Origin of the sequence: Actinomycetospora chiangmaiensis DSM 45062, assembly GCF_000379625.1 — a bacterium.
GTDB lineage: Bacteria > Actinomycetota > Actinomycetes > Mycobacteriales > Pseudonocardiaceae > Actinomycetospora > Actinomycetospora chiangmaiensis.
In genome coordinates this window covers 138,874-163,914 of record NZ_KB903217.1, presented here as the reverse complement: position 1 = coordinate 163,914, position 25,041 = coordinate 138,874, and the positions used below count along the sequence as shown (strand labels likewise).

25 protein-coding genes and 2 tRNA genes are annotated in these 25,041 nt (G+C 73.6%); 12 read left to right on the top strand and 15 right to left on the bottom strand.

The window, feature by feature from the left end:
* The first annotated feature begins 24 nt into the window (after positions 1-24).
* From gyrA to A3CO_RS0100895, 3 genes are all read left to right on the top strand, one after another.
* Positions 25-2,538 carry a DNA gyrase subunit A gene (gyrA, locus tag A3CO_RS0100905; protein ID WP_018330351.1) on the top strand — a complete coding sequence of 838 codons (2,514 nt, stop codon included), beginning with the start codon at positions 25-27 and terminating at the stop codon, positions 2,536-2,538.
* A gap of 53 nt (positions 2,539-2,591) precedes the next feature.
* Complete coding sequence (locus tag A3CO_RS39270; protein ID WP_018330350.1) at positions 2,592-3,479, top strand: DUF3566 domain-containing protein; 888 nt, start codon at positions 2,592-2,594, stop codon at positions 3,477-3,479.
* Positions 3,480-3,535: 56 nt separating this feature from the next.
* Positions 3,536-3,609 (top strand) — tRNA-Ile (locus tag A3CO_RS0100895).
* A gap of 63 nt (positions 3,610-3,672) precedes the next feature.
* Here the strand turns inward: A3CO_RS0100895 and A3CO_RS0100890 are convergent.
* From A3CO_RS0100890 to A3CO_RS0100880, 3 genes are all read right to left on the bottom strand, one after another.
* The gene (locus A3CO_RS0100890) at positions 3,673-4,083 is read right to left on the bottom strand and encodes a histone-like nucleoid-structuring protein Lsr2 (RefSeq protein ID WP_018330349.1); all 411 of its coding nucleotides are present in this window, start codon (positions 4,081-4,083) and stop codon (positions 3,673-3,675) included.
* A 175-nt stretch (positions 4,084-4,258) separates the two neighbouring features.
* Positions 4,259-5,089, bottom strand: a complete 831-nt coding sequence (locus A3CO_RS0100885) for a phosphoenolpyruvate hydrolase family protein (protein WP_018330348.1) — start codon at positions 5,087-5,089, stop codon at positions 4,259-4,261.
* Complete coding sequence (locus A3CO_RS0100880) at positions 5,086-6,270, bottom strand: Tm-1-like ATP-binding domain-containing protein (RefSeq protein WP_018330347.1); 1,185 nt, start codon at positions 6,268-6,270, stop codon at positions 5,086-5,088. Before A3CO_RS0100880 ends, A3CO_RS0100885 begins: the two co-directional genes overlap by 4 nt.
* An 83-nt stretch (positions 6,271-6,353) precedes the next feature.
* On the opposite strand from A3CO_RS0100880, the gene A3CO_RS38865 reads away from it, so the two are divergent.
* Positions 6,354-6,470 carry a DLW-39 family protein gene (locus tag A3CO_RS38865; RefSeq protein ID WP_018330346.1) on the top strand — a complete coding sequence of 39 codons (117 nt, stop codon included), beginning with the start codon at positions 6,354-6,356 and terminating at the stop codon, positions 6,468-6,470.
* Between the two features lie 8 nt (positions 6,471-6,478).
* Positions 6,479-6,554 (top strand) — tRNA-Ala (locus A3CO_RS0100870).
* A 26-nt stretch (positions 6,555-6,580) separates the two neighbouring features.
* Here the strand turns inward: A3CO_RS0100870 and A3CO_RS0100865 are convergent.
* From A3CO_RS0100865 to A3CO_RS0100845, 5 genes are all read right to left on the bottom strand, one after another.
* The gene (locus A3CO_RS0100865; RefSeq protein WP_018330345.1) at positions 6,581-7,789 is read right to left on the bottom strand and encodes a cytochrome P450; all 1,209 of its coding nucleotides are present in this window, start codon (positions 7,787-7,789) and stop codon (positions 6,581-6,583) included.
* Positions 7,789-8,709 (bottom strand): PDR/VanB family oxidoreductase, encoded by a 921-nt coding sequence (locus A3CO_RS0100860; protein ID WP_033413238.1) that lies wholly within the window; start codon positions 8,707-8,709, stop codon positions 7,789-7,791. The genes A3CO_RS0100865 and A3CO_RS0100860 overlap by 1 nt, the downstream gene beginning before the upstream one ends.
* A gap of 67 nt (positions 8,710-8,776) precedes the next feature.
* Positions 8,777-9,523: an IclR family transcriptional regulator gene (locus A3CO_RS0100855; RefSeq protein WP_018330343.1), complete on the bottom strand. Its 747-nt coding sequence runs from the start codon at positions 9,521-9,523 to the stop codon at positions 8,777-8,779.
* Positions 9,523-10,677, bottom strand: coding sequence for an MFS transporter (locus A3CO_RS0100850; RefSeq protein WP_018330342.1), 1,155 nt, complete (start codon positions 10,675-10,677; stop codon positions 9,523-9,525). The genes A3CO_RS0100855 and A3CO_RS0100850 overlap by 1 nt, the downstream gene beginning before the upstream one ends.
* A gap of 28 nt (positions 10,678-10,705) precedes the next feature.
* Entirely contained in the window at positions 10,706-11,116 is a 411-nt protein-coding gene (locus A3CO_RS0100845) for a VOC family protein (RefSeq protein ID WP_018330341.1), read from the bottom strand.
* A 109-nt stretch (positions 11,117-11,225) separates the two neighbouring features.
* On the opposite strand from A3CO_RS0100845, the gene A3CO_RS29415 reads away from it, so the two are divergent.
* Positions 11,226-12,485, top strand: a complete 1,260-nt coding sequence (locus A3CO_RS29415; protein ID WP_157646907.1) for an amidase — start codon at positions 11,226-11,228, stop codon at positions 12,483-12,485.
* Between the two features lies 1 nt (position 12,486).
* Here the strand turns inward: A3CO_RS29415 and A3CO_RS0100835 are convergent, their stop codons facing one another.
* Positions 12,487-12,867, bottom strand: coding sequence for a thiol-disulfide oxidoreductase DCC family protein (locus A3CO_RS0100835; protein WP_018330339.1), 381 nt, complete (start codon positions 12,865-12,867; stop codon positions 12,487-12,489).
* 58 nt (positions 12,868-12,925) lie between these two features.
* Between A3CO_RS0100835 and A3CO_RS0100830 the strand changes: the two genes are divergently transcribed.
* The gene (locus A3CO_RS0100830; protein ID WP_018330338.1) at positions 12,926-14,398 is read left to right on the top strand and encodes a flavin-containing monooxygenase; all 1,473 of its coding nucleotides are present in this window, start codon (positions 12,926-12,928) and stop codon (positions 14,396-14,398) included.
* Between the two features lie 4 nt (positions 14,399-14,402).
* Here A3CO_RS0100830 and budC read toward each other — a convergent pair whose 3' ends face one another.
* Positions 14,403-15,167 (bottom strand): meso-2,3-butanediol dehydrogenase, encoded by a 765-nt coding sequence (gene budC / locus A3CO_RS0100825; RefSeq protein WP_018330337.1) that lies wholly within the window; start codon positions 15,165-15,167, stop codon positions 14,403-14,405.
* Positions 15,168-15,372: 205 nt separating this feature from the next.
* On the opposite strand from budC, the gene map reads away from it, so the two are divergent.
* On the top strand, positions 15,373-16,143 hold the full coding sequence (gene map, locus A3CO_RS0100820) for a type I methionyl aminopeptidase (protein ID WP_018330336.1): 771 nt from the start codon (positions 15,373-15,375) through the stop codon (positions 16,141-16,143).
* A 7-nt stretch (positions 16,144-16,150) separates the two neighbouring features.
* The gene (locus A3CO_RS0100815) at positions 16,151-17,017 is read left to right on the top strand and encodes an MBL fold metallo-hydrolase (RefSeq protein ID WP_018330335.1); all 867 of its coding nucleotides are present in this window, start codon (positions 16,151-16,153) and stop codon (positions 17,015-17,017) included.
* 10 nt (positions 17,018-17,027) lie between these two features.
* Here the strand turns inward: A3CO_RS0100815 and A3CO_RS0100810 are convergent, their stop codons facing one another.
* Positions 17,028-17,630: a hypothetical protein gene (locus A3CO_RS0100810; RefSeq protein WP_018330334.1), complete on the bottom strand. Its 603-nt coding sequence runs from the start codon at positions 17,628-17,630 to the stop codon at positions 17,028-17,030.
* Positions 17,631-17,720: 90 nt separating this feature from the next.
* Between A3CO_RS0100810 and A3CO_RS0100805 the strand changes: the two genes are divergently transcribed.
* On the top strand, positions 17,721-18,236 hold the full coding sequence (locus tag A3CO_RS0100805; RefSeq protein WP_018330333.1) for an ester cyclase: 516 nt from the start codon (positions 17,721-17,723) through the stop codon (positions 18,234-18,236).
* Positions 18,237-18,467: 231 nt separating this feature from the next.
* Here the strand turns inward: A3CO_RS0100805 and A3CO_RS0100800 are convergent, their stop codons facing one another.
* The 3 genes from A3CO_RS0100800 to A3CO_RS0100790 form a co-directional block, all read right to left on the bottom strand.
* On the bottom strand, positions 18,468-18,695 hold the full coding sequence (locus A3CO_RS0100800) for a helix-turn-helix domain-containing protein (RefSeq protein ID WP_018330332.1): 228 nt from the start codon (positions 18,693-18,695) through the stop codon (positions 18,468-18,470).
* 140 nt (positions 18,696-18,835) lie between these two features.
* Complete coding sequence (locus A3CO_RS0100795; protein WP_245561399.1) at positions 18,836-19,555, bottom strand: MT-A70 family methyltransferase; 720 nt, start codon at positions 19,553-19,555, stop codon at positions 18,836-18,838.
* Between the two features lie 53 nt (positions 19,556-19,608).
* Positions 19,609-20,379, bottom strand: a complete 771-nt coding sequence (locus tag A3CO_RS0100790) for a BglII/BstYI family type II restriction endonuclease (RefSeq protein WP_018330330.1) — start codon at positions 20,377-20,379, stop codon at positions 19,609-19,611.
* Between the two features lie 73 nt (positions 20,380-20,452).
* On the opposite strand from A3CO_RS0100790, the gene A3CO_RS0100785 reads away from it, so the two are divergent.
* Complete coding sequence (locus tag A3CO_RS0100785; RefSeq protein WP_018330329.1) at positions 20,453-21,973, top strand: glycosyltransferase family 39 protein; 1,521 nt, start codon at positions 20,453-20,455, stop codon at positions 21,971-21,973.
* A 46-nt stretch (positions 21,974-22,019) separates the two neighbouring features.
* Entirely contained in the window at positions 22,020-24,482 is a 2,463-nt protein-coding gene (locus tag A3CO_RS35175; RefSeq protein WP_051085791.1) for an HNH endonuclease signature motif containing protein, read from the top strand.
* On the opposite strand, the gene A3CO_RS40290 is transcribed toward A3CO_RS35175, so the two are convergent.
* Positions 24,382-24,957: a GNAT family N-acetyltransferase gene (locus A3CO_RS40290; protein ID WP_084681453.1), complete on the bottom strand. Its 576-nt coding sequence runs from the start codon at positions 24,955-24,957 to the stop codon at positions 24,382-24,384. The genes A3CO_RS35175 and A3CO_RS40290 overlap by 101 nt on opposite strands.
* Positions 24,958-25,041: the final 84 nt, after the last annotated feature.

Here is a 25,041-nt window from a genome sequence, read left to right as displayed (position 1 = left end):
GCTCAGGAGTGGAGTGGACACCGCGTGACCGAGACGACGCTGCCTCCGGGTTCCGGCGACCGGATCGAGCCGGTCGACATCCAGCAGGAGATGCAGCGCTCCTACATCGACTACGCCATGAGCGTGATCGTCGGGCGCGCGCTGCCGCTGGTGGAGGACGGCCTCAAGCCGGTGCACCGCCGGGTCCTCTACTCGATGTACGACTCCGGGTTCCGCCCCGACCGCAGCTACGTGAAGTGCGCGCGCGTCGTCGGCGACGTCATGGGCAACTACCACCCGCACGGCGACTCGGCGATCTACGACGCCCTCGTGCGCCTCGCCCAGCCGTGGTCGATGCGCTACCCGCTGATCGACGGCCAGGGCAACTTCGGCTCGCCGGGCAACGACCCCGCGGCCGCCATGCGCTACACCGAGTGCCGGCTGACGCCGCTCGCGATGGCCATGCTGCAGGACATCGACGAGGAGACCGTCGACTTCGTCGACAACTACGACGGCCGCACCCAGGAGCCCGCGGTCCTCCCAGGCCGGTTCCCGAACCTCCTGGTCAACGGCTCCGCCGGCATCGCGGTCGGGATGGCGACCAACATCCCGCCGCACAACCTGCGCGAGGTCGCCGAGGGCGCCACGTGGGCGCTGGACCACCCCGAGGCCTCGGAGGAGGAGACCCTCGAGGCGCTCATGGAGCGTGTCAAGGGCCCCGACTTCCCGACGGCGGGTCTCATCGTCGGCAAGGACGGCATCGAGTCCGCCTACCGCACCGGCCGCGGCTCCATCCGGATGCGGGCCGTGGTGGAGGTCGAGGAGGACACGAAGGGCCGCACGACCCTCGTCGTCACCGAGCTGCCCTACCAGGTCAACCCGGACAACCTCATCGAGTCGATCGCGACGATGGTCCGCGAGGGCCGCGTCACCGGGATCGCCGAGATCAACGACGAGTCCTCGGACCGCGTGGGCCGCCGCATCGTCATCACCCTGCGCCGCGACGCGGTGGCCAAGGTGGTGCTGAACAACCTCTACAAGCACTCGCAGCTGCAGTTCAGCTTCGGCGTCAACATGCTGACGATCGTCGACGGCGTGCCGCGCACGCTGCGGCTCGACCAGCTGATCCGGCACTGGATCCGCCACCAGATCGAGGTCATCGTCCGGCGGACGCGGTACCGCCTGCGCAAGGCCGAGGAGCGCGCCCACATCCTGCGCGGCCTGGTCAAGGCGCTCGACGCGCTCGACGAGGTCATCGCACTCATCCGCAGCTCGGAGACCGTCGACGTCGCGCGCACCGGCCTCATGGAGCTCCTCGAGGTCGACGACATCCAGGCGCAGGCGATCCTGGACATGCAGCTGCGTCGCCTCGCCGCCCTCGAGCGCCAGAAGATCATCGACGAGCTGGCCGAGATCGAGGAGACGATCCGCGACCTGCAGGACATCCTCGACCGGCCCGAGCGCCAGCGGCAGATCGTCCGCGACGAGCTCGGCGAGATCGTGGAGAAGCACGGCGACGACCGCCGGACGCGGCTCCTGGGCTACGACGGCGAGGTCGCCGACGAGGACCTCATCGCCGTCGAGGACGTCGTCGTCACCATCACGCGCACCGGCTACGCGAAGCGCACGAAGACCGACCTCTACCGCGCCCAGAAGCGCGGCGGCCGGGGCGTGCAGGGCGCGACGCTCAAGCAGGACGACATCGTCGCCCACTTCTTCGTCTGCTCCACGCACGACTGGCTGCTGTTCTTCACGAACAAGGGCCGCGTGTACCGGGCCAAGGCCTACGAGCTGCCCGAGGCGACGCGCAACGCCCGCGGCCAGCACGTGGCGAACCTCCTCGCGTTCCAGCCCGAGGAGCAGATCGCCCAGGTCATGCAGATCACCGACTACGAGGCGGCGCCCTACCTGGTGCTCGCCACGAAGAGCGGCCTGGTGAAGAAGTCCAAGCTCTCGGACTTCGACTCCAACCGCTCCGGTGGCCTGATCGGCATCAACCTGCGGGACAACGACGAGCTCGTCGGGGCCGTGCTCTGCTCCGGCGACGACGACCTGCTGCTCGTCTCCGCCGAGGGCCAGTCGATCCGCTTCTCGGCCACCGACGAGGTTCTGCGCCCGATGGGCCGCGCGACATCGGGCGTGATGGGGATGCGCTTCAACTCCGGCGACGAGCTGCTCTCGCTGGGCGTGGTGCGCGACGGGACGTTCCTGCTGGTCGCGACCGGTGGCGGCTACGCGAAGCGGACGCCGATCGAGGACTACCCGGTGCAGGGCCGCGGCGGGAAGGGCGTGCTGACGCTGCAGTACGACCGGCGGCGCGGCACCCTGGTCGGCGCCCTCATCGTGGAGCTGGAGGACGAGCTGTACGCCATCACCTCGAGCGGCGGCGTCATCCGGACCACGGCACGGGAGGTCCGCAAGGCCGGCCGCCAGACCAAGGGCGTCCGCCTGATGAACCTCGGCGAGAACGCCACCCTGCTCGCCGTGGCCCGCAACGCCGAGAACGCCACCGACCCGGACGTCGGCGGCCCGGACCAGGCGCCCGACACGCTGCTGTGAGGGACGGGGCCGGCCCCGGACCCTCCTCCCGACCCGACGACGGAACGAGCCACGTGAGCACACCGGACGAGAGCAAGGGCGGAGCGGCACCGGCCGGCAAGGGCACCGCCTCCGCCGAGGACACGATCGTCACCAGCGCGACGGGTGAGGACGCGCCCGGCAAGGGCGGGTCCGCCCCGGCGGGCGGCCCGCCGCCGCCGTGGCAGCGCTCCGGCGCGCGCGGCACGGCGGAACCGGCCCCGTCGTCGGGCCGCGACGGCGAGCCGCGGGGCGAGGCCCCGGCGTCGGACCGGCGTCCGCCGACGGGCCCGCTCCCGACGGGTGCCCCGCCCTCGTCGACCCCCGGCACCGCCCCCGGTCCGGGCACCCCGGCCGCCGGCACGCCGCGGCCCGGGGGACCGGGTCAGGGTCCGGCGGGGGGCCAGGGTCAGCGCTCCTCGACGGCGCTCATCGACGCCCCGACCAACCAGCTCTCCCCGGAGCAGCTCGGCATGCGGACCGGATCGCGCCGCGAGCCGGAGCCCGAATTCGACGCGCTCGACGACGACGACCTCCCGAGCGCCCGGCCGGTCCGCGGCAAGGTGCCCCGCCGGGCGAGCCTGCAGGTGAAGCGCTTCGACCCGTGGTCGGTCCTCAAGCTCGCCCTGGTGCTGGGCGTGGCGCTGTTCTTCGTCTGGATGTTCGCGGTGGGCGTGCTCTACGCGGTCCTCGACGGCATGGGCGTCTGGGCGCAGCTGAACGGCACCTACCAGGACCTCACCTCGGACGGGGGCGGCGGGGGACAGCTGATCACCGCGGGCGGCGTGTTCGGCGTGGCGGCGATCGTCGGCGTCGTCAACACGATCCTGTTCACCGCGCTCGCGAGCGTCTCGGCGTTCATCTACAACATCTCCGCCGACGTCGCCGGCGGCATCGAGGTCACGCTCTCCGAGCGGGACTGAGGACCACCCCCGGTGGCGGGGGACCCGGACACCCTCCGGTAACCTCGTCACCGTTCGGGCCCATAGCTCAGTTGGTTAGAGCGCGTCGCTGATAACGACGAGGTCGATGGTTCAAATCCATCTGGGCCCACTCCCCGCAGACACGCCCAAGGGCCCCGGAGCCGTGCTCCGGGGCCCTTCGGCGTTCGGCGTGTCAGCCGGAGAACGCGGCTGCCGTGGTGCCGTTCTTGCCGCGGGCCTCCCAGGCCTCCACGACGTTGTTCGGGACGCGGCCGCGGTCGGACACCTCGAACCCCTCGCTCCGGGCCCACTCGCGGATCTGCTTGGAGGTCTCGCGGTCATACCCGCCGGGCGAGGTGGCGCGCGGGGTGCCGGTCCCGGCACCACCCGAGCGTCGCCGTCCGGTGGCGCCGGCGCGACGTCCCCCCGTGCGCCGTGCCGCCGCGACGTACTGCGCGAGCGTGTCCCGCAGTTCGGCGGTGTTCTTGTCGTCGAGGTCGATCTCGTAGGTCACGCCGTCGAGTGCGAACTCGACCGTCGTGATGTCCTCGGACTCCTCACCGGTCAGGTCGTCCACCAACGTGACGACGGTCTTCTGGGCCATCTGGCGGTACTCCTCGGAAGTCATGGTCGTGCTCGCGGGGGGAAATGCGGCCGAATTGGAATCCGACACTTTCACATTAGCAAGAATTCGCCACCACGCGAGCGGCCGGGGGTATCTCACCCGTCAGTGGCACGAAATGCGGGAGTCGTGAGCCTCACACGAGCCGGACGCGCTGTCAGTTCGTCGGGAGGCGAAGTCCCGTGAACTCCCGGGTGCGGGCGGTCAGTGCCTCCTCGGTGGGCAGCCGTTCCATGCTGCTGGCGCCGTAGAAACCGTGGCAGGTCGTCGCGCGCTCGAGCACGTACGCGGCGTCGGCCGGCGCGGACACGGGGCCGCCGTGCACGAGGACGAGGACGTCGTCGCGGACCTCGCGGGCGGCGGCGCCCCACTCGTCGGTGAGGGCGACGCAGTCGTCCAGCGACTTCGCGGTCTCCGCGCCGATGGATCCGCCCGTCGTGAGGCCCATGTGGCAGACGACCACGTCCGCCCCGGCCCGGGCCATCGCGCGGGCGTCGTCGGCGGAGAAGACGTAGGGCGTGGTCAGCAGGTCGTGGGAGCGGGCCGCGGCGACGAGGTCCACCTCGTGGGCGAACCCCATCCCGGTCTCCTCGAGATTGGCGCGGAAGGTGCCGTCGATGAGGCCGACGGTCGGGAAGTTCTGGATTCCCGCGAAGCCGAGGTCGGCGAGTTCACGGAGGAATCGGCCACGCAGCATGAACGGGTCGGTGCCGTTCACGCCCGCGAGTACCGGGGTGTGTCGGACGACGGGCAACACCTCCGCCGCCATCTCCACCACGATCTCGTTCGCGTTGCCGTAGGCGAGCAGTCCGGCGAGCGATCCGCGGCCCGCCATCCGGTAGCGCCCCGAGTTGTAGATGACGATGAGGTCGATCCCGCCCGCCTCCTCGCACCGCGCCGACAACCCCGTTCCGGCGCCGCCTCCGACGATCGGTTCACCGCGCTCCACCTTCTCGCGCAACCGTTCGACGATCTCCTGCCGACTCATTCGGCTCCCTCTCGCATCACGTCGTGCAGGTTCTCGACCAGCGTCGCCGCGAACGCCGGGTCGTTCACGTGCAGATCGGTCTCGACGAGCCGCCGGTCGTCGGTCTGCCGCAGTGCGGACCGGAGGGTCTCGAGCAGTGCCGTCGTCGCCTCGGGGTCGGCGAAGGGGCCGCCGGCGACGTCGAGGGCCGAGACACCCGCCGTCGGGAAGACCAGGCGGACCGGGCCCTCGCAGGCGTTGAGCCCCGCCGCGAGGAAGCGCGCGGCGGCGCGGCACTCCTCGGGGGTGGTGCGCATCAGGGTCACCTGCGCGTTGTGCTCGTAGAGGGTCCGGCCGCGGTAGTGCTCGGGCACGGTGTCGGGCGCCCCGAAGTTGACCATGTCGAGCGCGCCCACGCTGCCGACCCACGGGACCCGTCGTCGGGCGACGGCTCCGAGGCGGTCCTCGGTCGCCGCCATGATCCCGCCGGCCACGAGGTCCGCGATCTCGGTGGTGGAGACGTCGACGACCCCGGCGACCAGCCCGTCGTCGACCAGTTTCTCCATCGCCCGCCCGCCGGTGCCGGTGGCGTGGAAGACGAGGCAGTCGTAGGCGTCGGCGAGCTGCTCGGTCACGGCCGTGACGCACGGCGTGGTGACCCCGAACATCGTCAGCCCCAGGGCCGGCTTGTCGACCGCCTCGACCGGCGGCGCGGACAACGCCCCCGCCAGGGCGTGCGCGGCGTTCGACAGGACCACGCGGCTGATGCGGTTGAGCCCGGCGACGTCGGTGACGGAGTACATCAGCGTGATGTCGGACGAGCCGACGTACGGCGCGGTGTTCCCCGAGGCCACGGTCGACACCACGATCTTCGGGACGCCCACCGGCAGCCGCTGCAGCGCCGGCGTGATCAGCGCGGTGCCGCCGGAGCCGCCGAGCCCGATCACCCCGTCGGGGTGCTGCTCCGGCAGCCACCGCTCGAACGCCTCGGTCATCGCGGCCACGGACGTGCCCCGGTCGCCCGTGAAGGCGCTGCGATCGGCGATCTCGGCGGGCGTCACGTCCGCCCGCCGGGCGTCGGGGTCCGAGGTCCCGACGTCGACCGCCGTCACCTCGTGCCCTGCGGCCCGGATCGCGTCGGCGACGTAGCGGAGCTCGTCGCCCTTCGTGTCGAACGTGCCCACCACGTAGGCGTGCGCCATGAGCCCTCCCGGGGCGGTCGACGTCGTCGTCCCCCGAGTCCTATCGCAGAACGGGTGCCGGTGGGGGCTGCTAGCGTGGTGGCGTGAAGAAGCTGGTCGTGATCGTCGCGGCGGCGTACGGGGTGGCCCACCTCGTGCGGCGCAAGCAGCAGGAGCGCCCGGCGGCGGAGGTCTGGCGCGAGGCGACGCGCGCGTCCTGACCCTCCACGGGGACATAGCTCAATTGGCAGAGCACCGCCTTTGCAAGGCGGGGGTTAGGGGTTCGATTCCCCTTGTCTCCACCACGGCGCGGCGACCGTCGGCGGTTCCGTCACGACGGGTGCAGCCGCAGCGGCAGCGAGGCCCACTCCCGCATCGTGTTGTTGGCCCGCCGCACCGGGTCGCCCGCGGGCTCGATCCGCTCGACGCGGTCGGCCAGGGCAGCGAGCAGGGCGTCGGCCTCGAGGCGGGCGACGTGCTGCCCGACGCACTGGTGCAGCCCGAACCCGAAGCCGACGTGGCCCGACGGGTCCCGGTCCAGGTCGAAGCGCTGCGGGCCGTCCCAGTGCCGCGGGTCGTGGTTCGCCGACCCGAGGTACATGAGGATCTTCGACCCCTCCGGCACCACGGTGTCGCCGATCGGCACGTCGACCTCGGCGGTGCGGAAGAACGTCTGCACCGGGGAGCCCCAGCGGACCGCCTCGTCGAAGCACACCCGTCGTCGGGCCGGGTCGCGGCGGTAGCGGTCCCACTGGTCGGGGTGCGTGGCCATGCCGTGGAGCACCCAGCCGAGACCGTGCACGGTGGTGTCGACCCCCGCCGAGAGCAGCGAACGGACCACCAGCGGGGCCTGGTCGACGGTGAGGTCCCCGCGGTCGGCGGCGGCCCAGATGTCGGCGCCGAAACCCTCGTCGGCGAGCGTCTCCCGGGCGCACTGCGCGTTCACCCACGCCGCGTGTCCGCCGGCCGCCACGGCCCCGGCCGCGACGAGCTCGTTGTGCGGCCCGAACGCGTTGAACAGGTACTCGCCGTAGGGCAGGAGGTGTTCCCGGCCCTCCCGGGCGATGCCCACCGCGTCCGGGAACACCCGCAGCGGGAACGCCTCGGCGAGCGCGGCCATCCCGTCGACCTCGACGGGGCGGCCACCGGTCCCGAGCAGCGCGTCGACGTGCTCGACCGCCGCGGCGAACCACCGGTCGCGCCACCGGCGCAGCGCGCGCGGCCCGAGGATCGCGGCGAGGACACGACGGGGGGCGTCGTGGTGGGGCGGATCCGCCTCGAGCAGCAACGACGGCGGGCGCCACGGGGGCTCGGTGCGGAAGTTCGACAGTCCGACCCCGGCCGACGAGCAGAACCGCTGCCAGTCGGTGAGGGCCGCGCGGACCTCGGCGTAGCGGCCCATGGCGTAGAGGTCGTGGGCGGCGAGGTGGACGACGGCGCCGGCGTCGCGCAGCGCGGCCTGGAACGGCAGCGGGTCGGTGAGGACCTCGACGGCGAACGGGTCGACGTGGGAGACGGGGGCGAGATCGGCAGCGGTCATCACAGGTCCAGGACGAGGTGGTCGGAGGCGGCACGCGAGACGCACGGCAACATGCAGTCGCCGGCGGCCCGCTCGTGGTCGGCGAGGACCTGGTCGCGATGGTCGGGGACACCCGCGAGCACGGTCGTCTCGCACGTCCCGCAGGTGCCGCGCTCGCACGAGGACAGCGTCGTGGCACCGGCCCGCCGCGCGGCCTCGAGGACGGAGAGCGAGGCGTCGACGGTGAGCGTGACGCCGGTCCGCGCCAGCTCGACGGTGAAGGGGTCCTCGCGGACGGGGGCGGCGACCTCGGTGGTGGTGAACCGCTCGACGCGCAGCCGATCGGCCGGGACGACCGCCGCGACGGCCGCGAGGAGCGGCTCCGGACCGCAGGCGTAGACCACCGTGTCGGCGTCGGGGGAACCGAGCCACGACGCGAGCGGCAGCAGGCCCTGCTCGTCCTGCGGGACGACCGTGGTGTGCTCCGGCGGGAGTTCGTCGAGGAACGCCATCGAGGCCCGTCGCCGGCCGCCGTAGAGCAGCGTCCAGTCCGCGCCGAGCACCCGCGCCGCGGCGATCATCGGCAGCAGCGGGGTGACGCCGATGCCACCGGCCACGAAGCGGTACCGCGGGGCAGGCACGAGCGGGAAGTGGTTGCGGGGCCCGCCGAGCCCGACCCGGTCCCCCACCTGCAGCACGTCGTGCACGTGGCGCGAGCCGCCCCGGCCGTCCGGCTCGCGCAGCACCGCCACCCGGTACGACGCCGGGTCCCACCGGTCCCCGCAGAGCGAGTACTGCCGCGTGGCCCCGGAGTCGAAGGTCAGGTCGACGTGGGCGCCGGGCGTCCAGTCCGGGAGCCGCCCGCCGTCGGGCCGGGCGAGGGTCAGGGCGACGACGCCGTCGGCGACGACGTCCTTGGCGGTCACCACCAGCGAGCTCATGGCGGAAGGGTGCGGCCCCGCGCCGGTGGGCCGGAAGCGCCCGCCCGTTGAATGGGCGGACCTGCCGTCACGAAGGGTCGAGGCGGGCCCGGATGCGCCGCGCCGCCTCCGTCAGCGCGGGCACCGTGCGCGCGGCCTCGCCGTCGTTCGGCACCACGACCGAGACCGCCGCGACCACGTGTCCCGCGTGGTCGCGGACCGGCACCGCGACCCCGGTGGCGTCGGGGTGGACGTAGCCGGGGCAGAGCGCGACGCCGCGGTCGCGGACCTCGGCGAGGCGGGCGCGCAGCACCCGGGCGTCGGTGATCGTGTTCCGCGTGAAACCGGCCAGCGGGCGGGCGAGGACCCGCTCCTGGAGAGTCGTCGAGGCGGCCGCGAGCAGGACGAGGCCCGAGGACGAGACGTGCAGCGGGAGCCGGGCGGCGATCCGGGTCAGGTTGATCACCGCGTGTTCCGCCGAGAGCCGCTCGACGAAGAGCACCTCGTCGCCGTCGAGGACCCCGAGCTGGGCGTGGTGGCCGACGGCCCGGTGCAGGTCCTCGAGCACCGGCATGGCGGTCTCGCGCAGCGAGAGCGTCGACGACGCCCGCGCGCCGAGCTCCCACAGCCGCGTCCCCACGCGCAGCCGGGCGCCGTCGCGGACGAGCAGGCCGTGCCCGACGAGGTCCGCGACCAGCCGGGACGCGGTCGTCGGGGGCAGGTCCGCGCGGTGGGCGATGGCGGTGACGGACAGGGCGGGCGTCTCGGGGGTGAAGCACTCGAGGACGCGCAGCACGCGCTCCAGCACCGATTCGCCGGAGTCGGAACGCGCCATCACGCCGCGCGCCGGCGGACCTGCAGGCCCCCCGCCGCGGTGAGCGCGACCAGCACGGCGATCCCCAGGAACCCGCCCCCGAGCCCGAGCGCGGCGGCGAGCACGCCGGTGAGGAACGGGCCGCCCGCCTCTCCGATCTCACGTCCGATCTCGGCCGAGCCCATCGTCTGCCCGATGCGCTCGGGCGGGCTCCACGCCGCGAGGACCGCGAACGCCACCGGGGTGATGACGGCGGTGCCGACACCGATGACGGCCGCCGCGACCAGCAGGCCCACCAGGTGCCCGACGACGGCGGGGACGGCGAGCCCGACCGCGGTCAGGAGGGTCCCGACGACGAGGGCGGTGCGGTCGGCGAGCCGGCCCGCGTCGCGGACCCGCCCGACGACGGGCTGGGTGATCGCCGCGACCACGGCGAGCACCGAGACCGCCGCGCCCGTCACGACGGGGGAGAGTCCGTCGGTCACCCCGACCAGCGGCAGGAAGCCGACGCCGCAGGACAGGGCGGCGGCGCCGGCGGCCAGCGCCAGGGTCGGGGGGAGGAAACCCGGGTCGGTCAGGCCGCGCAACGCCTGCCCGAGCCCCTGGCGGCGCCGGGGGAGCGGGGGCAGGTCGGGGACGATGATCACGGCCCACACGAAGACGGCGATCGCGAGCACTGTGAGGACGGTGAAGAGCAGCGGGTAGCCGCCGGCCGCGACCAGCACCCCGCCGAGCAGCGGTCCCGCCGTGTACCCGAGACCCTTCCAGGCGCCGTACCCGCCGAACGCGCGGCCCTGGCCCGTCGTGGGGGAGATCCGGCCGATGAGGGCGCCCGCCGAGGGGGAGAACGCGGCCGCGGCCGCACCCTGGGCGAAGCGGGCGAGGCCGAGCAGGGCCGGGTTGCCCACCAGCACGAAGGCGGCCGAGGCCAGGGCGAAGCCGAAGAGGCCCCCGAGCAGCACCGGGCGCAGGCCCACGCGGTCGGCGAGCGCGCCGAACACGGGCTTGAGCACGATCTCCGCGCCGTCGTAGAGCGCGAGCAGGATGCCGAGGGTGACGAGCTGGCCGCCGAGGTCTCCCGTGAACCCCAGGTTGGCCGCGATCCCGTGCGAGCCGAAGGCGGTGACGAACCCGGCCGCGTAGAGCGGCAGGATCGCACCACGCGACTCGCTCACGCGCCCATCACACCAGGAGCGGCGGGTCTCAGCCCTGCGGCTGGGCGATGTTGACCAGCCAGGTCACGCCGAACCGGTCGGTGCACTGCCCGAACTCGTCACCCCACATCTGCTTCTCGAGGGGGACGGAGACGGTGCCCTCGGCCGACAGCTGCTCGAACCACCGGCGGAGCCGGTCACCGTCGTCGCCGGAGAGGCTCACGGAGACCGAGGACCCGGACGGACGGTCCATCCCGGGCGGGGTGTCCGAGGCCATCAGGACGATGCCCTGCTCGGTCTCGAGCTGCGCGTGCATCACCTGGCGGGCCTCGGGGCCGTCCGAGCCCATGTCGCCGAAGGTCATCACGTTCAGCGTCCCGCCGAGGACGTCGCGGTAGAACTCCATCGCGGCCCGGGCGGAGTCGGCGAAGTGCAGGTAGGGGTTGAGGTGGATACCCATACACCGATGTTACCCACGTCACAGTCGGTCGTGGGCGCCGGACGGCGTGTGGTCGCCGGGTCCGCCTCGACCGGCACCACGGGCGTCGCCGGGCACTAGCGTGCCGCGGGTGTCCGCCCCCGATCCGGTCGCCGCGGCGATCCAGCGAGCCCACGAGGCGCGCGCGCTGAACGCCTTCGTCGCGATCGACGACGACCCGTCCCCCGCCACCGGCGGCGGGCCACCCCTGCGCGGGCTGCCGATCGCGCTCAAGGACGACGTCGGCGTCGCCGGGGAGGTGACCGGCTGGGGCAGCCGCGCCTTCACGACGGCGGGTGCGGCCGACGACGCGTTCGCGGCGGCCATCCGCGCGGCCGGGATGGTGCCGATTGGGCGCACGACGCTGCCCGAGCTCGCCGCGTTCGGCGTCACCGACTCGGCCGCCCACGGCGTCACCCGCAACCCGCTCGCTCTCGGGCACACCCCCGGCGGCTCCTCGGGCGGGTCGGCGGCGGCCGTCGCGGCGGGCGTCGTGGACCTCGCGACGGCCAGCGACGGCGCCGGCTCCATCCGCATCCCGGCCGCCTGCTGCGGGCTGCCCGGCTTCAAGCCGACGACGGGGACGATGCCCGGCTCGGGCGGGTGGCGCGGGCTCTCGACGACGGGCTGCCTCACCCGCGAGCTCGCCCTCGCGGCTTCCTTCTACGACGCCGTCGGGTCGTTCGGCACCTCCTTGCGCGCGGCCCTGGACGTCGATCCCGGGCGGTTACGGGTGGGCGTGGCCGTCGACCCGCTGCCGCTGGCGCCGCCGGAACGGCTCGACCCGTACGTGGGCGGCGCGGTCCGGCTCGTCGCCGATCGGCTCGCCGCGGCGGGGCACCGGGTCGTCCCGGTTCGGATGCGGACCGACCGGGCCCAGACGGCGGCGCTCGCCGTCGTGACCCGGATGTTGCGGGGGCTCGCGGACGCGGCCGCGACCGCCGATCACCCGGAGCGGCTGGAGCCGCGGATCCGCGACCTGGTCCGGGCGGGTTCGCTGCTGCCCGAGGCAGCCGTGGCGGCGGCGGTCGCCCACGGGGAGCGGCTCGGCGACCGGCTGCTCGACCAGCTCGACGACGTCGATGTGCTGCTCACGCCCACGATGCGGGGGACGGCACCGCTGGTCGACCGCTGGGGTTCCGTCGACCGGAACGGGCTCGTGACCCTGACCTCGATGGGCCGGTTCTACGGGCACACCCCGCTGTACAACCACACCGGCCAGCCCGCCGTCACGCTGCCCGTGGACGCCGGGGCGTCCCTCCCGGCCGCGGTGCAGCTGGCGGCGGCGCCGGGCCGGGACGCGCTGCTGATGTCGGTGGCGGGACAGGTGCAGCGGGCCCTGGCAGGGTGAGTCAGCCGGCGCACTCGGACGGGTGCGACTCGCAGTACGGCGTCATGCCCGGGAAGCGGCCGCGGTGGTCGGCGACCCACTGGTAGGCCCGCTCCTGCAGACCCGCCGTCGCGCGGTACACCGTCGAGGGGAGCCGGGTGCCGGTGACGGTGTCGAGCACCGCGTTGACCGCGGCCGCCCCGGCGAGGCGCACCCCGTCCGGGCCCTGCCACTGCACCGCCTCGCTGCACGTGGCGGCGTCGGTGCCGATCGACTCGGGCACGCCGGGCTCCTGGTAGGGCCGCAGCTCGATCCGCCCGCGCCGGTCCAGCGCGCGGACCCAGCCGACGCTGCGCGTGCAGAATCCGCACCGGCCGTCGAAAACGAGTAAACCGTCAGCCATGACTGCTAGCGTACGGTCCCGCCACCACGGCCGTAGGCGGAGCAAGGAGCTCGACCACATGGGCAGACGCGTCGTCGTCATCGGAGCGGGATTCGGCGGGATCGGGGCGGCCATCGAGCTGCGCGCCCACGGCTACACCGACGTCACCATCCTGGATGCCGCTCCCGGCATCGGCGGTACCTGGCTCGCGAACACCTACCCCGGTGCGGCCTGTGACGTCCCGAGCCACCTGTACTCGTACTCGTTCGCGCAGCAGCGGTCGTGGTCGCGGCTCTGCTCCCCGCAGGAGGAGATCCTCGAGTACCTCCGCGCCGTCGCGCGCGAGCACTCGGTGGACGGGCTCGTGCGGCCGAACACGAAGGTCACGGCCTGTCGCTGGGACGACGAGGCCACCCTCTGGCGCGTCGAGACCGAGCAGGGCGACGAGTACACGGCCGACGCCGTCGTCATCGCGACCGGCCAGCTCGCCCAGCCGTCGATCCCGGCGATCCCCGGCCGGGAGGACTTCGCCGGGACGGAGTTCCACTCCGCGGCCTGGGACCACGACCACGACCTCACGGGCCGGAAGGTCGCCGTGATCGGCACGGGCGCGAGCGCCGTCCAGTTCGTGCCGGCCATCGCACCCGTCGTCGGGAAGCTGTCGGTCTTCCAGCGGACCGGGAACTGGTTCCTGCCGCGCAAGAACCTGCCCTATCCGCGCTCCGTGCAGCGCCTCATCAAGGTGCCCGGGGTGCAGCGCCTGCGGCGGTGGGGCCTCAAGCGGCTCTACCTGGAGTCGCTGACCGCCTCGATCCGTCACCCGCGGACCGTCGGGCCGGTGCTCCGGCTGAAGGCGCAGATCTTCATGCGTCACCAGCTGCGCGACCCGGAGGTCCGCCGCAAGGTCTGGCCCGACTACACCTTCGGGTGCAAGCGGGTGCTGTTCAGCTCCTACTGGCTGCCGGCGTTGCAGCGCGACAACGTCGAGGTCGTCACCGACTCCGTGGAGCGGATCGAGGCCACGGGAGTCCGCACGAAGGACGGGCGGCTGCACGAGGTCGACACCATCATCTGGGGCACGGGCTTCCGGACGACGAGCTTCATGTTCCCCATGGAGGTCCACGGCCGGGACGGGCGCTCGCTGCGCGAGGAGTGGGCCGGCGGCCCCCACGCCCACCTGGGGATGACCGTGCCCGGCTTCCCCAACCTGTTCGTCATGTACGGCCCGAACACGAACACGTCGGGCGGCTCGATCATCGTCTACCTCGAGTCGCAGGCCCGCTACGTGCGGACGGCGCTGCAGGAGGCCGACCGCCGCGGTGCGGCGGCGGCGGAGGTCCGCCCCGAGGTGGAGGCGGCCTCCGACGCCGAGGTGCAGGCGCGGTTCGAGGGCACGGCCTGGCAGGCGTGCGACTCCTGGTACCGCGACGAGACCGGCCGGATCATCACCAACTGGCCGGGCTACATGCTCGAGTACGAGAAGGCGACCGAGGCGATCGACCCGTCCGAGTACGTGTGGCTGGAGCCCGGCGAGCAGAAGGTGTCGGGCTGACCGCTCACATCCGGGGCTGGCCGTTCGAGGCGCCGAGCCCGCCGTCGACGGGCACGTGGGCGCCGGAGACGAAGCGCGCGTCGTCGCTGGCCAGGAAGGCGATGACGTCGCCGACCTCGGCGGGCTCCGCGGGGCGGCCGAACGGGATCCGGTCGCGGAACTTGTCCATGACCTCGTCGTCCTCCCGGATCCCCTCGCTCATGTCGGTGGCGGTGAGCGAGGGGTGCACGGCGTTCACGCGGACGCCGTCGGGCCCGTGGTCGAGCGCCATGGCGTTGGTCAGGTTGACCACCGCGCCCTTGGCGGCGTTGTAGGCGGCCATGCCCCAGTCGCCGCCGAGGCCCGACACGGAGCCGACGTTGACGATGCTGCCGCGGGTGGCCTTGAGGTGGTCGATCGCGGCCTTCGAGGCGTAGAAGACGCCGTCGACGTCCGTGGCCATGACCTCGCGCCAGGTGTCGGCGTCGAGTTCGGCGACGGTGCCCGGACGGGCGATCGCCGCGTTGTTCACGAGCGTGTCGAGGCGACCGTGCTCGCGGGCGACCTCGTCGACGAGGTGCGTGACCGCGTCCTGGTCGGAGGTGTCGCAGGCCTTCGCGACGATCGTGGACCCCGCCGGCGCGTCGGCCACGGTCTTGTCGAGCTTGTCCTGCGAGCGGCCGGCGATGACGACGGTGGCGCCGTCGGCGGCGAACCGGTGCGCGGCGGCCGCGCCGATCCCGGAGCCCCCGCCCGTGACGATGACGACCTTGCCGGTGAAGCGACCCATGCCGGCGGGGTCCCCCGGGGTGGCCGGGACCGAACGCGGGCGCCGGACACACCCGGGTTGTCCCCAGGGGTTGTCCACAGTGGGGATCGAATGACAGTCGTGTCATTCGATCCACAGGCTCCATCCACACTGTGGACGAACGACATCGATGTGATTCGGGCCGGGGTACCGATCGCGGGCTACTGTCGCGCCGGTGAGACGACGCGTGACCATCGAGCTGAAGACGCCCGCCGAGATCGAGCTGATGCGCGAGGCCGGCCGGGTCGTCGCACGCTGCCTGGACGCGGTGCGGACGGCGAGCGCACCGGGCGTGACGCTCAAGGAGCTCGACACCGTCGCGCACGACGTGATGAACGACCACGGCGCCAAGCCCGCGTTCCTCGACTACCACCCGCGGTTCGCGCCCTCGCCCTACCCGGGCGTCATCTGCGCGAGCGTCAACGACGCCGTCGTCCACGCCATCCCGGGCTCCTACCGCCTCGTCGACGGTGACCTCGTCAGCATCGACATCGGCGCCTTCGTCGAGGGCTGGTGCGGGGACGCGGCCGTGAGCTATGTCGTGGGCCACGCCGACCCGGGCGACCTGGCGCTCATCGACACCACCGAGCGGGCGCTGCACGCCGGGATCGCGGCCGCCAGGAAGGGCAACACGCTCGGCGACGTCGGCGCCGCGATCGCCGGGGTCGCCCGGCCGCAGGGCTACGGGATGCTCGCCGACCACGGCGGCCACGGGATCGGGCGCGCGATGCACGAGCAGCCGCACGTCCCCAACGAGGGCAAGCGGGGGAAGGGGATGAAGCTGCAGCCCGGCCTCGTCATCGCGATCGAGCCGATGCTGCACCGCGGCGGCGGGGACGACTACCGCCACGACCCCGACGGCTGGACGCTGCGCACCGCCGACGGCAGCCGCGCCGCGCACGTCGAGCACACGGTGGCGATCACGCCGGACGGGCCGCGGGTCCTCACCGAGCTGTAGGCCGGCCATGAGCTGGTTCCACGTCCGTCCGGTCGCCCGGGACGTGTGGCTGGTCGCGGAGCCCTCCCACGTGAACTCGTGGCTGGTCGCGGGACGCGACCGGGCCGTCCTCGTCGACACCGGTCTCGGGATCGTGCCGATCCGCCCGGTGGTCGAGGCCGTCTGCGACCTGCCCGTGGACGTCGTGAACACCCACGCCCACCTCGACCACGTCGGCGGCAACGCCGAGTTCTCCCGGGTCGCGGCCTCCCCGTTCCCGACGTCGGGTGTGGCCGCGTCCGAGCGGGCGTCCTACCTCCGGTGGATGCGGGAGGTGCTCGACGCCGCCGCGGCCTACCGCGACCTGGATGCCCGGTACTTCCACCTGCTCTCCGCCGACTCCGACCCCCGCCCGCTGCCCGACGGCGTGGAGCGCTGGGTCGAGCCCGGCCCGCCGTCGGGACCCGTTCCCGCGCCGCTGCACGACGGCGACACGATCGACCTCGGCGGCCGCACCCTCACCGTGCTGCACACCCCCGGGCACAGCCCGGACTCCCTCTGCCTGCTCGACGACCGCGACGGGGTCCTGTTCGCGGGCGACACCGTCAACACCGGGCCGATCTACGCCCAGGCGCCCGAGTGCGACCTACCCGCCTTCGCCGCGTCGACCGCCCGGCTCGCCGCGCTGTCGGGCGACGTGTCGCTGGTCGCGATGTCGCACTTCGGGCGCGGGGTGGCCGAGCCGCGGTACCTGCACGACGTCGCCGTCGCCTTCGACCGGCTCGTCACGGGCGACCCCACCGTCGAGGTCCGCCCCGCCCGCGACTGCGAGGGCGACGCGGTGCGCGAGGCGGTCTTCGACCAGTGCTCGGTGTACCTGCCGGCCGTGCCCTGACCCCGGCTCCTCAGGAGCGTCTCGCGCCGGCCCGCTCCCGGTGCGCGGACTCCCAGTCGGCGTCGTCCCGGCCGGTGTCCTCGTCCGACCGGTGCTCCGGGCGCCGACGCACCCCGCGGTTCTCCACCCGGTGCAGCTGCCCGTGCCCGTCACGGCCCCAGTGGGTGCCGTGGGAGTCGGTGAAGCGCATCTCCGGGACCGCCGGCGCCGAGTACAGCTCCTCCCGCGACACCTCGTCCGACCCGAACGGCAACGACCGCACCACGTCGTGGCGCGGCGGCAGCAGGGCCAGCCGGACTGCGTGCTGGTCGTCGCTCGACGGCAGCGAGAACAGGCACCGCACGTTGAACACCGGCGAGTCCCCGCCGTTGTGCACGCAGAGCACGTACCCGCCGGTCGAGCTCCGCTCCGCTCCGTCTCCCGTGCCCCCGTCGCGGTCGTGCCGGGCGCCGTCGTCCAGCCACGCCGTGACCCCCTGCGCCTGCTGCTCCTGCCGCACCTCGACCTGGTCCTTGCGGTTGAGCAGCATGATCCAGACGTACGCGGCGAAGCCGAGGAGCGAACCGGCGCTGCCGATGGCGGACACCCACTGGGCGAGGGTCTGGGAGCTCATGGGCGCGCAGGTGCCCACTCCGCGGCCGGGGTACCCCTCGGGCGGGCGGCCGCCGCGCGCGGGTGCGGTCCGGGTCCTAGGTTCGCTCCCATGTCGCCCAGCGCCGGTCCGCCCGCCCCCACCCCGCCCGGCTCCGACGCCACGCCCGGCGAGGTCGTGCGCTGGACCTTCGACGTGCTCAACACCCACCACGCGGCCCCGCTCCGCGCGGTGTGGACCGACGAGACGCGCGAGCGGATGCCCACCGCCACCTACCGCGGTGCCGCGGAGATCGAGGGCTACTTCGAGTGGCTGTTCGCGGCGGTCCCGGACGTCACCTTCACGATGCAGGCGATGGCCGAGCAGGGCGAGGACGTGTTCGTGCGGTGGACCCTCACCGGGACCCACACCGGTGCCGCGCTCGAGGGCGTCGAGCCGACCGGGGCGCGCCTGGACCTCGACGGCGTCGACCACTTCACGGTGCGCGACGGGAAGATCGCGTCGAACTTCGTCATCTTCGACCAGATGCAGCTCGCGCGGCAGCTCGGGCTGCTGCCCGCGGACGGCTCGCGGCTCGACGTCGGGCTGAAGTACGGCTTCAACCTGCTGACCCGACTCCGGCGCTGAGGACGCGGCGGAGAACCCGGCGCTGACGGGCCCGGCGCTGAGGGGCCCGGCGCTGAGGGGCCCGGCGCTGAGGGGCCCGGCGCTGAGGGGCCCGGCGCTGAGGGGCCCGGCGCTGAGGGGCCCGGCATCGAGGGCCCGGCATCGAGGGCCCGGCATCGAGGGCCCGGCATCGAGGGCCCGGCATCGAGGGCCCGGCATCGAGGGCCCGGCGCCTGAGCTATGGCCGAGTGGCTACTCAGCCTTCTTGCGCGCTCGCCCGTGCGTGCCGCCACGACCCCGGAACTCGACACCGGCGTCGACGAGCAACCGGCGGACCCGCCCGATGCTGTAGCCGGTGTCGGCGCAGATCTCGCGGATGCTCGCGCCCTTCTGGTACCGCTTCAGGAGCTCGCCGGACAACTTCTCGCGCTCGGGGCCGGTCACCCGCTGGTTGCGCGCCAGGTCGGGGGTCTTCGTCATGCGCCGCATTCTCACCGAGAGTACTGGCCGAACGCCAGAACTTGCTCATGATCGGCGGGCGAGCGGTCGAAATTGGCGTCCGAACGACGGAACGTGGTCACCCTTAGCGCGTTGGAGTGACGCTTTGTGTCAGGTTTGTGTCAGCTCGGCGACTCCGGGGCCGAGCGGTAGGCCGGGTACTGGCGGCCGCGGGGGGTCACGTCGTCGGCCGACTCCGCGCCCCACACCGTCCATCCCGGCCGCGGGTAGCGCGCGAACATCTCCAGGTAGGGCCCCGGCGAGCACTCCTCGATCAGGTCGTAGGCCTCGTCGGGCTTGCGTGAGTGCTCACGCTTCACGGTCTCGATCATGTTCACCTGCCGCCGCGCGGGCGGGAGCGTGCGCATCGAGCCCCGGACCCCGAAGAGGATCAGCTCGGTGACGTTGCGGAAGTAGAACCCGACCCCCCGACCGTCCGGCCCGCCGTCCTTGCGGCGCTTCGCCCACACCAGGTTCGAGACGTAGCGGAAGCCCCAGCCCTGCATCACCGCGAGCCCCTCGGGGAGCAGGGCGTTCGGCACCCAGAGGTAGAGGTGCGCGTTGTCGGCCACCACGTCGGCAACCGGCAGCGCCGCGATCTCGGGGGCGGTCATCGTGTCGTACCGGTCGAGCCGACGGTGCTCGGGCGCGACCTTCCCCGTGCGGTTGGTGAACCGCCACGGCGGGTCGGCGTAGACGCAGGGCCAACCGCCCTCGACCGTCGGCAGCGGCACCGTCTCGACCGGCGCCACGTCGGCCCGCAACGGGTCGGCGCGGCGGGCGCGACGCACCGGGGGGGCCGGCGGCGTCGCGGACAGGGGATCGAGTGGCGGGGCGGTCACGAGCGGCACCGTAGCGAGGGGGTCCGACAGCCTCGGCCCGTCGTCGTGCGGGCTCATCCGGACCAGCCCTCGAGCACCGGCTGGTCCGACCGGAGGCCGGGCCACGCAGCCGGCACCGACCCGGCGTCGGGAACCCAGCAGCGGGCACTGATCGCGACCGCGAGGAGCGGGCACCCGCCGGCGTCCCCGCGGGTCATGCGCGACTCCAGCTTGCCCAGGTGGGTCGTCGTGGAGGTGGAGAACCGGCTGCGGACCTGCTCGTCGGACTGGCCGGCCGCGCGGGAGAGGCGTCGGGCCAGGTCGCGGAGGTCGTCGTGGGTGCGGGTGAGGAGCACTGCGCCGTCGATGAGGCCGGCGTCGTAGAGGCTGCGGTAGGCGCCGATGTCGCGGTCGAGGTTGCCGTCCTTGGCGTTCCACTCGACGTCGAGCGCGACCCGCCCCTTGACGTTGTCGACCTTGTAGCCCTCGTTGCGCACCTCGTCGGTCCGCTCGACGACCTCGTGCTCGCCGGCCGGGGCCCACGGCTGGACCTGGAGCACCGAGCGCACGACGGTGTCGACGCGCCCCTCGCGCCAGCCGCGGGAGCGGAAGTCGGTGTTGAGCCGCGCGGCCAGCTTCGACTCGTTCCCTCCGGCCTCGATGAGATCCACCGTGGTCAGGGCGAACGCGGAGAGCATGGTGCAGAGCTCGCCGAACTCCTCCGGCGCGGTCGCCGCGAGGATCGCCGCGGCGTTGCGGGTCTCGCGGAGCTCGTAGCGCCCGGCCAGGTCCGCGAGCACGCCCAGTGATCCGCCGGCCAGCGACCAGCTGTGCGTGAGCTCCACGGTCGGTCAGTCTCCCAGGTGGACCACCCGCTACGTTCCCCCGGACACGCGGGGAACCTGTGGAGGCGGCGCAATGACGACGACGCCTGCCCGCGGCCTGGCGCTGCCCCCGCTCACCGTCGCCCCGCCGACGGCGCCGTTCGCCCGACGACCGGTGCTCCTCATCGCTGCCGGGGTCGCGCTCCTGCTCGGAGCGGTGTCCGCGCGGTACGGCCGGTTCGGGGACGAGTACTACTTCCTCTCCGCGGGCGCCCGGCCGAGCCTCGGGTACGCCGACCAGCCGCCGCTGCTCCCGCTCCTCGCGGCGCTGCTCGATCACCTCGCGCCCGGCAACCTCGTCGTCCTGCGTCTCCCGGCGACCCTCCTGACCGCCGCCGGCACCGTCGTCGCCGCGCTCATCGCCAGGGAGTTCGGCGGGGGTCGGCGCGCCCAGGTGCTCGCCACCGCGGTCACCGCGATCAGCCCCTACCTGCTCGCGACCGGTCACCTCCTCGCCACCTCGACCGTCGACCCCGTCTGCTGGGCGGTGGCGCTCTGGCTGGTCGTGCGGTGGGTGCGTCAGGACCGGGAGGGGACGGCCGACGACCGGCTGCTGGGCTGGCTGGGGCTCGTCGTCGCGGTGGCGCTGTTCGACAAGGTGCTGATCGTCGTGCTGCTGGCCGGCCTGGCCGTCGGCGTCGCGATCGCCGGGCCGCGGCGGCTGTTCCAACGGCCGTGGCTGTGGGTCGGCGCGGGTCTCGCCGTGGCCTCGACGATCCCGACCCTCGTCTGGCAGGCCGGCCACGGCTGGCCCCAGCTGCGGATGGGATCGGTCGTGGCCGGCGAGTCGTCGCTGTTCGGCGACCGGTGGCAGTTCCTGCCGCGCGCCCTCTACTACGCCGGAGTCGTGCCGGGCGCGGTGTTGCTCCTGCTCGGCGGGTGGGCCCTGCTCCGGTACCCGCCGCTGCGGCCGTGGCGGGCGATCGGGTGGGCGTCGGTGCTGGTCACGGTCGTGCTGCTGGCGTCGGGGGGACGGCCGTACTACCTGTCCGGGCTCTACGCGGTGCTCATCGCGGCGGGAGCGGTCGCGGCCTGCTCGCTGCCCCGTTCCCGACGACGGGGGTGGTGGCGGTGGACCCTCCACCCGGCCGTTGTCCTCGTGTCGGCCGTGATGACGGTCCTGTGGGTGCTGCCGTTCGGTCCGGCATCGTGGCGGGCGCCGACCGAGTTCGAGACGATGGGCCAGACCGGTTGGCCCGACTTCGCGGCCGGCGTCGCTCGGCAGTGGCACCAGCTGCCGCCGGGGACGGTCGTCGTGGCCTACTCCTACTGGTACGCGAGCGCGTTGGAGTACGAGGGCCCCCGGTACGGGCTGCCGACGCCGGTCTACTCGACGCACCGAGGGTTCGGGTACTTCGACGTGCCGCCGGGGTCGGCGGACGCACTGCTCGTGGGCGACGTGAAGTGGGCGCCGCGCTTCTGCCGTCGGTTGGTGCCGTTGCCGACGTACGTCGGGCCGCACGTGGCACCGGTGAACGACCGCGTGCTCCTCGCCCGCTGCACCCCCTCCCGCCCGTGGGCGCAGGCGTGGCCGGAGCTGCGGAACCTGGCCTGACCTGCGTGGACCGTGACTGTCGGGGGTTCGAACTACAGTTCGGATCATGACGACGGAGACGGTGTTCCCGGTGGGCGACGGGGTGTTCGACACCCCGCTGCCGCCGGTGCCGTTCTCCGACCCGCGNGACGCTCCTGGCCAGGAGTGCGAGGCCGGGCTGGTCGCCTGGCAGGCGCGGTTGGTGCACGACGAGTGGCGTCGGGCGTGCTGGATGTTGGAGACGGCCCGGGCGCGGGCGGACGTGACCGAGCGCTGGCCGGAGCCGGACCCGCGGGTGATCGCGGCGGCGTTGGGGTGGTCGGTGACGATGGCCGCCTCCCGGTTGGAGACCGCGGCCGGGGCCCTGGACCGCCTCCCCCGGTTGGGGGCGGCGATGTGTGAAGGCCGCGTGGAGCAGGCGAAGGTGGCGGTGTTCGTCGTCGGGCTGCGCGATGTGACTGATGAGCAGGCCTCGGTGGTGGTCGACGCCCTGATCGAGGCGGCGCCGAGGCTGGGNTTGTGGGAGTTGGGGCAGCGGGTCGCGGCGGCGGTGGCGGACGTGGATCCGTTGGGGGCATCGAACCGGCGGGATGCGGCGGTGGCCCGCTCGCGGGTGTCGACGCGGATCGCGCCGTCGGGGGCGGCGGAGATCCACGGGTTGGATCTGGATCCGGGGATGGCGGTGCCGGCGTTCGAGCGGATCGTCGCGATCGCCGATGTCGCCCTGGAGCAGCTGAAAGCGATCGGTGCGTCGGTGGGGGCGGCGAAGGTGCAGGCGCAGGTGTACCTGCGCCTGTTGCACGGCTGCCCCGGCGGGGAGGGCGACCTCGCGGTGCTCGAGCAGGTCGTGTTCGACCTGACGCCCACGCCCGGCTCCGGCGAGCCTGACCTCGACGACCCCGTCGACCTCGACGACGACGGCCCGGACGGCGACGGCCCCGACGACGGCCCCTCCGACGCCCGCCCGGACGACGACCCGAACGACACCTCGGACGGCGGCCCTGGCGACGGCGGCCCTGGCGACGGCGGCCCTGGCGACGGCGGGCCGGACGACGGCAGGCCGGACGACGGGCCGGACAGCGGGCCGGACAGCGGGCCGGACAGCGGGCCGGACGACGGGCCGGACGACGGGCCGGACGACGGGCCGGACAGCAGGCCGGACGACAACAGGCCGGACGACAGCAGGCCGGACGACGGCGGCGGCCCCGGCGACGATGGCCCGAACGATGGCCCCGCCGGCGATGACCCCTCCGGCGATGACCCCTCCGACGACGGCGGCCCGGGCATCGACCGCACCGACCACGACAGCCTTCCCGGTGCCCGCGGCAGCGGTTGTGGCCCTGACACCCGCCGCGTGACGGACGAGGCGGACGAGCAACCCGACGTGACCCCCGAACACAGTGGCACGCAGAGCACGCAGAGCACGCAGAGCACGCCGAGCACGCAGAGCACGCAGAGCACGCAGAGCGCGGAGGCGCTGACGGCGCCGGGATCACCACCGGGCTGGCGCCCCGGGGACCCCGAACCCGACCCGCCACCCCCGGACCAGCCCGACCCACGGGTCCCGTCCGCCGAGCCGTCGCCGAGCCTGGCCGCGCGGTCGACTGAGCGCGGGCTGGTGTTCACCCCCGCCACGCTGCGCACCACCCTGGCCTGTGCGCTCGGGCNGCAGCGCGCCCACGGCCGCCTCGGCCCCGGCACCCTCACCGGCTGGGACACCTACCGCGCCGCCTGGACCCGCACCACCGCCCAATGGCGCGTCCACGTCTACGACGACACCACCGGCGACCTCGAGCACGTCCTGCTCGTGAAACCACCGCACCAGGCCGGCGCCGACCCGAGATACCGCCGCCAGGTCGTCGAACTCACCGCCACCACCACCGAGGTCGAGACCCTCGACGCCACCCTCGACCCCGAGCAGCAGCTGATCGGGATCTGGGCCGAACTCGCCCACCGCACCCGACGAGTACTCACCGCCGCGAGGGAACGCCCCGCCGAAGACCATCCCGCGAGAACCACCGCGGAGGCCAATCACCGGTTCCCCGGCGCCGAGCTGACCCGCTGGATCCACGCCCGCGACCACACCTGCCGCTTCCCGATGTGCACCGTGCCCGCCGTGGCCTGCGCGATCGACCACACCCACGACCACACCCTCGGTGGCCCCACCCAGGCCGACAACCTCGGCGCCCTCTCCGTCGGGGACCACCTGCGCAAACACGACCCGCGCTCCGGCTGGACCGTGCACCAGACCCGCCCCGGCCGATTCGTGTGGACCGCCCCGACCGGCACCCGCCACACCGTCGACCCCGACCCCTACCGNCCGCTACACCCCGTCNCGCGCCACCNNTACGACCACGGCATCACCGACACCCGCGGCGAACCCCGCATCCCGACACCCTGGCGGCCCAGAACCGACCGCCACGGCCACCTCACCGACGCTCAGCGAGCGACCCTGCACGACCTCGACAACCGGAGACGCCAACAGCACCACCAGCCGCCCGACCCCCACGACAGCGACCCGCCCTTCTAGCCACCCGATGCCAGAAGCGGCCGATGGAGAACGACCTTGTGATCGTCGAAGCCCTGCGCCCGGTAGAAGCGCAGAGCGGCGACGTTCCGGGCGTGAGCGGTGACCGTAGTTTCCGTGGCGCCATGCTCGAGGCCCATCGCCGGAAGTGCTCGGCGAGAGCGCGGCCCGCACCTCGGGACCGCCAGGCAGCGGTCACGAACATGCTCTCCAGTTCCGCGCCGACGACTCCGGGCCTGAGGACGTCGTGATCGGCCAGCCGACCGCTCACGAACCCGACGATGCCCTGGTCCGTCTCGACGAGGAGAACCAGCGACCGGGGATCGCGCACCAGGCCGGCGTAGTAGGGACGGCCATGGGTGCGCGGCCAGTCGACGTCCGTGTCCGGGTCCCGGGAGCCGCCGTCCTCGGCGAACAGGGCCGACGCGAGCCCGAGCAGGTCGTCGAGATCGTCGGGAGTCGCGCGCCGGATCCGCATGACCGGCAGCCTAGGAACGGGCCGACCGAGGAAAAAAGCGCCCGGACGTCGGCCGAGCCCCTCCGACCTCGACAGACAACCGAC

Bases quoted from the DNA above. Each gene is read 5' to 3' on its own strand.
- A3CO_RS0100855 (WP_018330343.1), bottom strand. From the start codon at position 9,523: ATGGCGCGTTCCGACTCCGGCGAATCGGTGCTGGAGCGCGTGCTGCGC.
- A3CO_RS0100880 (WP_018330347.1), bottom strand. From the start codon at position 6,270: ATGGCGCACGCCTACGTGGTGGGCACGTTCGACACGAAGGGCGACGAG.
- A3CO_RS40290 (WP_084681453.1), bottom strand. From the start codon at position 24,957: ATGCGGATCCGGCGCGCGACTCCCGACGATCTCGACGACCTGCTCGGG.
- A3CO_RS0100885 (WP_018330348.1), bottom strand. From the start codon at position 5,089: ATGAGTCGGCAGGAGATCGTCGAACGGTTGCGCGAGAAGGTGGAGCGC.
- A3CO_RS0100810 (WP_018330334.1), bottom strand. From the start codon at position 17,630: ATGAGCTCCCAGACCCTCGCCCAGTGGGTGTCCGCCATCGGCAGCGCC.
- A3CO_RS0100830 (WP_018330338.1), top strand. From the start codon at position 12,926: ATGGGCAGACGCGTCGTCGTCATCGGAGCGGGATTCGGCGGGATCGGG.
- A3CO_RS0100815 (WP_018330335.1), top strand. From the start codon at position 16,151: ATGAGCTGGTTCCACGTCCGTCCGGTCGCCCGGGACGTGTGGCTGGTC.
- A3CO_RS0100835 (WP_018330339.1), bottom strand. From the start codon at position 12,867: ATGGCTGACGGTTTACTCGTTTTCGACGGCCGGTGCGGATTCTGCACG.
- A3CO_RS0100865 (WP_018330345.1), bottom strand. From the start codon at position 7,789: ATGACCGCTGCCGATCTCGCCCCCGTCTCCCACGTCGACCCGTTCGCC.
- A3CO_RS0100860 (WP_033413238.1), bottom strand. From the start codon at position 8,709: ATGAGCTCGCTGGTGGTGACCGCCAAGGACGTCGTCGCCGACGGCGTC.
- A3CO_RS0100800 (WP_018330332.1), bottom strand. From the start codon at position 18,695: ATGACGAAGACCCCCGACCTGGCGCGCAACCAGCGGGTGACCGGCCCC.
- A3CO_RS0100785 (WP_018330329.1), top strand. From the start codon at position 20,453: ATGACGACGACGCCTGCCCGCGGCCTGGCGCTGCCCCCGCTCACCGTC.
- A3CO_RS0100805 (WP_018330333.1), top strand. From the start codon at position 17,721: ATGTCGCCCAGCGCCGGTCCGCCCGCCCCCACCCCGCCCGGCTCCGAC.
- A3CO_RS0100890 (WP_018330349.1), bottom strand. From the start codon at position 4,083: ATGGCCCAGAAGACCGTCGTCACGTTGGTGGACGACCTGACCGGTGAG.
- budC (WP_018330337.1), bottom strand. From the start codon at position 15,167: ATGGGTCGCTTCACCGGCAAGGTCGTCATCGTCACGGGCGGGGGCTCC.
- A3CO_RS0100845 (WP_018330341.1), bottom strand. From the start codon at position 11,116: ATGGGTATCCACCTCAACCCCTACCTGCACTTCGCCGACTCCGCCCGG.